Origin of the sequence: Rhodopirellula maiorica SM1, assembly GCF_000346295.1 — a bacterium.
Classification (GTDB): domain Bacteria; phylum Planctomycetota; class Planctomycetia; order Pirellulales; family Pirellulaceae; genus Novipirellula; species Novipirellula maiorica.
In genome coordinates this window covers 1-7,140 of the sequence record NZ_ANOG01000616.1, presented here as the reverse complement: position 1 = coordinate 7,140, position 7,140 = coordinate 1, and the positions used below count along the sequence as shown (strand labels likewise).

7 protein-coding genes are annotated in these 7,140 nt (G+C 56.8%); all 7 read left to right on the top strand.

Annotated features, from left to right (window positions below):
* Positions 1–184 (top strand): hypothetical protein (locus tag RMSM_RS41110; RefSeq protein ID WP_040768332.1); only part of this gene is annotated, 184 nt, incomplete at its 5' end.
* Between the two features lie 119 nt (positions 185–303).
* The gene (locus RMSM_RS19835; protein ID WP_008700146.1) at positions 304–978 is read left to right on the top strand and encodes a (2Fe-2S)-binding protein; all 675 of its coding nucleotides are present in this window, start codon (positions 304–306) and stop codon (positions 976–978) included.
* Positions 975–2,024 (top strand): FAD binding domain-containing protein, encoded by a 1,050-nt coding sequence (locus RMSM_RS19830; protein WP_008700145.1) that lies wholly within the window; start codon positions 975–977, stop codon positions 2,022–2,024. Before RMSM_RS19835 ends, RMSM_RS19830 begins: the two co-directional genes overlap by 4 nt.
* Positions 2,021–4,258, top strand: a complete 2,238-nt coding sequence (locus RMSM_RS19825) for a xanthine dehydrogenase family protein molybdopterin-binding subunit (protein WP_008700142.1) — start codon at positions 2,021–2,023, stop codon at positions 4,256–4,258. The genes RMSM_RS19830 and RMSM_RS19825 overlap by 4 nt, the downstream gene beginning before the upstream one ends.
* 2 nt (positions 4,259–4,260) lie before the next feature.
* Positions 4,261–5,409, top strand: coding sequence for an XdhC family protein (locus tag RMSM_RS37145; RefSeq protein ID WP_008700140.1), 1,149 nt, complete (start codon positions 4,261–4,263; stop codon positions 5,407–5,409).
* Entirely contained in the window at positions 5,406–6,032 is a 627-nt protein-coding gene (locus tag RMSM_RS37140; RefSeq protein WP_008700138.1) for a nucleotidyltransferase family protein, read from the top strand. Before RMSM_RS37145 ends, RMSM_RS37140 begins: the two co-directional genes overlap by 4 nt.
* Positions 6,033–6,428: 396 nt before the next feature.
* A partial coding sequence (locus RMSM_RS19810) for a GTP-binding protein (RefSeq protein ID WP_008700136.1) occupies positions 6,429–7,140 on the top strand: 712 nt, incomplete at its 3' end.

Genomic DNA, 7,140 nt, shown 5'->3' with positions numbered 1-7,140 from the left:
CAACATCGAGCGTCACTTCGGCCGCGTGCCAAAACTAGCGGCGGGCCAATCACGCCGCTTCGAACTGGAGTACGGTTTTCACACCGGATCCGATGCGGTGGACAAAATCGAAGCGGAAATCAAAAAACTGCAAACGGTCCCCGTCAAGCTCGAAAAGCAGCCCCCCGCCCTGCCCTCGCCCTAGAGCATTGCGGCATCGACGGTGGCTCGAAAAGAAGTCGTCGATGCCGTAGCGGCGCGTAACTTGCTTCGCTGGGCGACGGAACCTCAAGCCACTTTTCTCCGTCGACGCCGGATCTTGCCATGCCCGATCGCATAGAAGTCAAACGCCGCGAATTCCTTAAAAATGTCGGGGCGGCGTCGGCGACATCCGTGGTGCTCAGCGAAGCAAACGCTGCGGTGGCCGCTGAGCAGTCAACCGACGCCAACGTGACCGCGGAGCGACCAACCGTCACCATTCAGTTCAAATTGAATGGTAAACCGAAAAAAGTTTCGATCGATGCTCGGACCACGCTGGTCGACTTGCTTCGCGAAGATCTACAGCATTTTGGGACGAAGAAAGGCTGTGATCACGGTGCCTGCGGCGCCTGTACTGTTCACGTCAATGGCCGCCGCGTGTTGTCGTGTTTAACCTTGGCCGCAACGCTGGATCAAACTGAGGTCAAAACGATCGAAGGCGTCGCCAGCGGCGAAAATCTGCATCCAATGCAACAAGCTTTCTTGCGATGTGATGCGTACCAGTGCGGTTACTGTACCCCAGGGCAAATCATGTCCGGGATCGCTTGTGTCGACGAAGGCCATGCCGATGGATCGGGCGAAGAGACACGCGAGTGGATGAGCGGAAATCTGTGCCGCTGCAGTGCCTATCCCAACATTTTGGCTGCTGTCCGCCAAGTCGCCGGAAGTGAACCGGAAAGCGATCCCGCCTCCGGCGTTGTCGTGATTTCCGATTCTTCCGAGGCAAAGGAGCCGTCATGATTCCGTTCCAGTTCGAGCGTCCCGGCTCACTCCAGGAAGCAGGTCGCCAACTCCAAGCCGACGGAACGATGCCGCTCGGGGGCGGCACGACGTTGTTGGATCTGATGAAGCTAAACGTACTGAAACCGTCTCGGCTCAGCTTTGTCAAACCGCTGCTCGACGACAGCGTTTCAGTCAAAGAATCGACGTTGGTTGTCGGAGCTGGCTGCACGATGAGCCAATTGGCCGACGATGATTCGGTAAAAGATTCATTCCCAGCGATACGTCAATCGTTGATTCTCGCAGCCTCGCCGCAAATCCGAAACATGGCCACGCTCGGCGGCAATTTGCTCCAGCGAACACGATGCACCTACTTTCGCCACCCCGACATGCCACTGAACCCCGAGGGGGATGCGGAATTAAAACTCGATACGTCGGGCGTCGAAACTTCGATGATGGCAGTGCTTGGTAACGAGGGCCGGTTAGTGGGTGTGTATCCCGGCGATTTTGCCGTCACGTTTGTCGCGTTCGCAGGCCAGCTGAGTCTGTCCGGGCCAGAGGGCGACCGAACTATCGACGCGAGATCATTTTATCGCGTGCCAAACCAAAACGAGTTCCAGTATTCGACGGAGCTAAAAAGAGGCGAAATCATTACCTCCATTCAATTGCCTGTTTCGAAGACCCTGCGAAACAGCCTTTATTTGAAAGTGCGTGAACGCAGCAGTTATGCGTTTGCATTGGCCAGCGCATCGGTCGGCATCGAGCTCGACGGCAGCGGCAGCTCGGCAACGATCCGATCGGCCAATGTCGGACTCGGAGGACTTGGCTCGATTCCCTGGCACAGCCCCGAAGCCGAAGCGGCACTGATCGATCGGCCGGCAACCGACAAGACGTTCGAGCAAGCTGCCGACGCGGCACTGGCCGACGCGAATCCGCCACAGGGAACCGAATACAAGGTCACGCTTGCGAAGCGGACGCTCGTTCGCGCATTAAAAATCCTTCGCGACCACGGACCGTTGAACGATCAAGAACTTTGGGCCATGCAACACGGGCGAGGTGTGCAGTGACGAATTTTTCGAGTTTGGATTTAAAAGGCCCCGTCGGCAAACCACTGGTCCGCGTCAGCGGCCGCGAAAAAGTGACCGGTACAGCCACCTTCACAGCCGAGTGGCCGATGGAAAACGTGCTGCACGTGGTCGCGGTTCCGGCAACGATACCACACGGCACCGTACGTAATATCGACACGAGCGAAGCGGCAAAGATGGCCGGGGTGCGACTCGTGATCACGCCCGAGAATGTGCCCAAGTTCACGCGTGTTCCCTCAGGCTCGGAGACTAACTTTTCCACCAGTGTCGCATCATCGTTGTTTCCCGCTGCGGAAAAAGAAGTGTTTCATGCCGGACAATACCTCGCGGGCGTTGTCGCGGAGTCCTTTACCGCAGCACGCGATGCGGCACTGCAAGTCAAAATCGACTACGAAACCAAATCGCACGTCACCGATATCGACAAAGCCCCGGCGGACGAACGCCCCGAAAAACTGATGGGCGCCCCGCCAGTGATTACGATTGGCGATGCCGAGCAGGCATTGCAAGAAAGTGAGGTGGTCATCGATAGCGACTATCCGTTGATCGGCAATCATCACAATCCAATCGAACCACACGCCGCGATCGCCCACTGGACCACAAAGAATGACAAACCGTTTCTGACGGTTTACGAGACTTCACAAAGCTTGTCGGTCGCACAAGCAAGCTACGCCAAAGTGTTTGGTATCGATCCCAAACAAGTTCGCGTGATTTGCAAGTATGTCGGTGGCGCCTTTGGATCCAAAGGGTTGATGTGGCCTCACGCGCTGCTGGCCTGTTTCGCCGCAAAATTAACGGGCCAACCTTGCAAATGCGTCGTCACGCGAAGCCAGATGTATGGCGGCACAGGCCATCGCACACCGATCCGCCAACGTGTCGCGATCGGTGCCAACAAGCAGGGAAAAATTCAATCGATCATTCACGATGGCTATGCTTCCACGGCGATCAAGGACACTTACACCGAAGCTTTCACGGCCGCAACGCGGATGATGTATCACACCGACCATCTGCGTTTAGACCAGAAACAGTGTCGGCTTCACACCCAAATGCCAACCTTCATGCGAGCGCCGGCCGAAACGCCAGGCATGTTTGCTCTGGAGTCGGCGATCGACGAATTGGCCGTCAAACTGAATATCGATCCGATCGAGCTACGTCGACGCAATGAACCGGAAAGAGACATCCACGCGAATAAACCCTTCAGCAGCCGATTGTTGCTGCAGTGCTTGGACGCGGGAGCGAAGCGTTTCGGATGGAGCGAGCGAAAACGCGAACCTCGCAGCCAACGCGATGGCAATTGGTTGATTGGCCAAGGAGTCGCCGCAGCGACATATCCTTACTTTACGTTTCCCACCAAAGCTCGCGTGACTGTCCATGCGGACGGACGCGTCAAGATCGACTGTTGTTCGCAAGAGATCGGAACCGGCACACGCACGGCTCAGAGCCAGTTGCTTGCCGACATCCTGGATATCCCTGCATCACGAGTCTCGATGGAACTTGGCGACACCGCTCTGCCCAAAGGCGGGATCTCAGGCGGCAGTGCGACCTCGGCAAGCGTCGGTGGTGCTTTGCGTGATGCCGCTGAAAAACTGAAAAGCCGACTGATCGGACTCGTTCCCGCCGACTCGGCACTCAGCGGAGCCAAGGTTGAAGAGGTTCGTTTTGAGAACGGAAACTTAGTTAGCTCAAAAGGATCGATCGCGATCGAAGATCTGCTCTCCGACGCGATGAAGGACTCCGTCAGTGTCTCGGGTGAACTCAAAGCATCCAAGGATTCTTCCGTCTCAAAACACTCCTTCGGCGCGACGTTTGTCGAAGTCGCCGTAGATGAAGAGTTTGGCTTGATTCGAATGCGACGCATGTTGGGCTGTTACGCGTGCGGCACCATTTTGAATGCGAAAACGGGCCGCAGCCAATTCATCGGAGGCATGATCATGGGGATTGGTCACGCATTGCAAGAAGCAACCCACTGGGACCATCGCTTGGGACGAATCACCAATGACAATCTGGCCGAGTACCATGTCCCGGTCAATGCCGATATCCCGGATATCGACATCATGTGGATTGATACCGCCGATTACGATGCCTCGCCAATCGGAGCAAAAGGGATAGGCGAAATCTCGATCACCGGAGTCGCTGCCGCGGTGGCCAACGCCGTGCACCACGCCACGGGCAAGCGAATTCGCAGTCTGCCCCTTACGCCAGAAAAGGTGATCGCTTGAATATGCGCCCTCTTATTCAACTTGCTCGCGAAGCGATCGAGGAAGGCCAGGCCTGCGTTCTGTGTACGGTCGTCCGACTTGACGGCAGCGGGTATGGTCGCCCTGGCGCACGTTTGTTGCTGACCGAATCGGGGCAGCGATGCGGATTTGTCAGCGGCGGATGTCTTGAAAAGGATCTCTGTCGCCGCGTTTGGTCGGCAACCCAGTCGGGACCGCGATTGCTGGCGTTTGACACTCGTGGCAATTCCGTAAGTGCGACACGTTACAACACCGGATGTGAGGGCATTGTGTACGTGCTGTGCCAACGCGTCGACGCGGAGAACTCGCTTGCCATCGACGTGCTTGATTGTGTCGAAGAAGACGGCATGCTGGCGAGGTTGCTGACGGTTTACCGCAGCGAAGGCACCGAGTATGCCATAGGCGACATGTTGATCGAGATGGCAGACCAACGTTTTGTTTCGCGAAGCGGATTAACGATCGATGATGAATGCGAGCAGAAATGGCTTGGTTCGCACCGCGACCGAGTCCTCGTGTTTCATGACCACGATGGCGATCAAGTCGAAGCGGCCGTTGAAATCTTACATCCGCCTCGCGAATTGGTGGTATTTGGTGCCGGCGATGACGCGATTCCGTTGGTTCGCACCGCGGCTGGCCTCGGATGGCGTGTGACCGTTGTCGGCAAACGCCCCGAACTCGCCAATCGCGACCGCTTCGCAAACCTAGTTCCCGGCGGCCGAATTAACGTTCGCTGCAACGATCCCGCAGAGGAGTGCAAGCGGCTAAAGATTCATGTGCGAACCGACATCGTGGTGATGACGCATGACTTCGATGGTGATCTAAAGCTGCTACCCCGACTGCTTGATTCAGCCAGCCGCTACATTGGGTTACTGGGACCGAAACGCCGGCTTGCCGGTCTGATTCAGCGGCTTTATGAACAAGGCCGAATGCTAAACGCCAGCGAGATCGATCGTATCCGCAGTCCGATTGGCTTGGATATCGGTGCAGTATCGCCTGCCGAGATCGCGATCTCGATCGTCGCGGAATTGATCGCTGTCGAGCGAGACCGCGAAGGCGGAATCTTGCATCAACGACGCCAACCGCTGCACGAACCGGCTGAACTTGTGCGACTGACCGCAGGAACGACGCCGTGAAGCATGCGATCATCCTTGCCGCGGGCGGCTCGACGCGTTTGGGACACCCAAAGCAGCTCGTCCGCTGGGGCGATGGAAACTTGTTGACGCATACCATCGAAACCATCCACGCGGCCGGCACAGACACAATCCACGTGGTCGTTGGTGCCCATCGAGATGCCATCATCGCCAGTGTGCAAGCCAAACATTTTCCATCGCTCGGGTGGCTAAACAATCAGGATTGGCGTGCGGGACAGTCGACTAGTTTGCGATTGGCAATTGATGAGCTGCATTCGCATTGGAACCAGCAGGATGCGATTCTGATCGCATTGTGCGACCAACCACTGATCCCTGCGGAGCACTACGCCGCGTTGATGGACGCCGTCGCACAGAGAAACGTTGTAAGTGCCGCGACCCTGTACCCCTCGGGTGCGGGCGTGCCGGCATGTATCAACGCTGGCGTGCTGGGGACGCTCGACTTTCGTGGCGACCGAGGCGCTAAGTATTGGCTCCGCAACCAGCCCCCAGGCGATGTCTGTCTGATGCCGTGTTCTGCAGCAGCATACGACATCGATTCTCCCCAAGACGAACTTGATGTGAGGCAACAAACTGCGGTAGCCCAATCGCCCAAGACGCCCTTTTGAGCGATTCGCCACGTCGCAGCGCGGCCATCCCACTCACTAAACAACTTGAGCGGGGGCATCCATGCGGTCGCCGCTTGGACATCGAGGGCATTTCCACGTACACCGAATGCGGCAAATCCGAGATATCCCGTTGCCGCTAAGCTATCTAGAAGTTACCCTTTCTGCATGATCACTCCCCCTTAGCACGAACGCACACGGCGAACCGCTGCACTGCAGTGCGAGTCTTGCCGCACGATTGTCTCTTTCATTCGACAGTCACTCTCAAACGCTGTGCTTCTTCTTCCGCGTCCTCTCTCTCGATTGGACCTGTTTGCTTTACCGCTCGACCAGGAAGTGAGGGACGACGCCCCAAGTGGCTCCACGCACTTCCTGATTTTTTTCGTTCCGAGTTCCACTATGAGCACTCTGCCCACTCGACCCGCCACCGCCGCCCAATCGGCACAGTCGATTGCCGAAATTGAAACGCAGCGTTTGCGAAGACGAACGTTTGCCATCATTTCGCACCCTGATGCTGGCAAGACGACGTTGACCGAAAAACTGTTGCTGTTTGGCAACTCGATCGAGATTGCCGGCGCGGTACGCGGACGTAAATCCGAACGCACGGCAAAGTCGGACTGGATGGAAATGGAGCAAGAGCGGGGCATTTCCGTCAGCTCGACGGCCCTGACCTTTGAGTTCGCCGGAGCCCAAATCAATCTATTGGACACCCCCGGTCACCATGATTTCAGCGAAGACACCTATCGCACGCTGATGGCTGCCGATGCCGCCGTGATGGTCATCGACTTGGCCAAGGGGATCGAGGCCCAGACCGAAAAACTGTTCCGCGTTTGTGCGCTGCGAAAAATCCCGGTGCTCACCTTTGTCAACAAAGTGGATCGCCGTGGACGATCGCCGCTAGAAATCATTGACGAGATTGAACGCAAATTTTCGATCGAGCCGGTGCCTCAGAACTGGCCGCTTGGCAGCGGCGAAGATTTCCGCGGTTTCGTCGACCTGCATGATGATTCGGTTCATCTATTTGACGAGCATCGTGCCAATCGTCGGGTCTCGTCCAAGGTGGTCTCGTGGTCTGACTTGGAATCCGTCGAACCAGCGATCACCCCGGAAC

Bases quoted from the DNA above. Each gene is read 5' to 3' on its own strand.
- RMSM_RS37145 (WP_008700140.1), top strand. From the start codon at position 4,261: ATGCGCCCTCTTATTCAACTTGCTCGCGAAGCGATCGAGGAAGGCCAG.
- RMSM_RS19830 (WP_008700145.1), top strand. From the start codon at position 975: ATGATTCCGTTCCAGTTCGAGCGTCCCGGCTCACTCCAGGAAGCAGGT.
- RMSM_RS19835 (WP_008700146.1), top strand. From the start codon at position 304: ATGCCCGATCGCATAGAAGTCAAACGCCGCGAATTCCTTAAAAATGTC.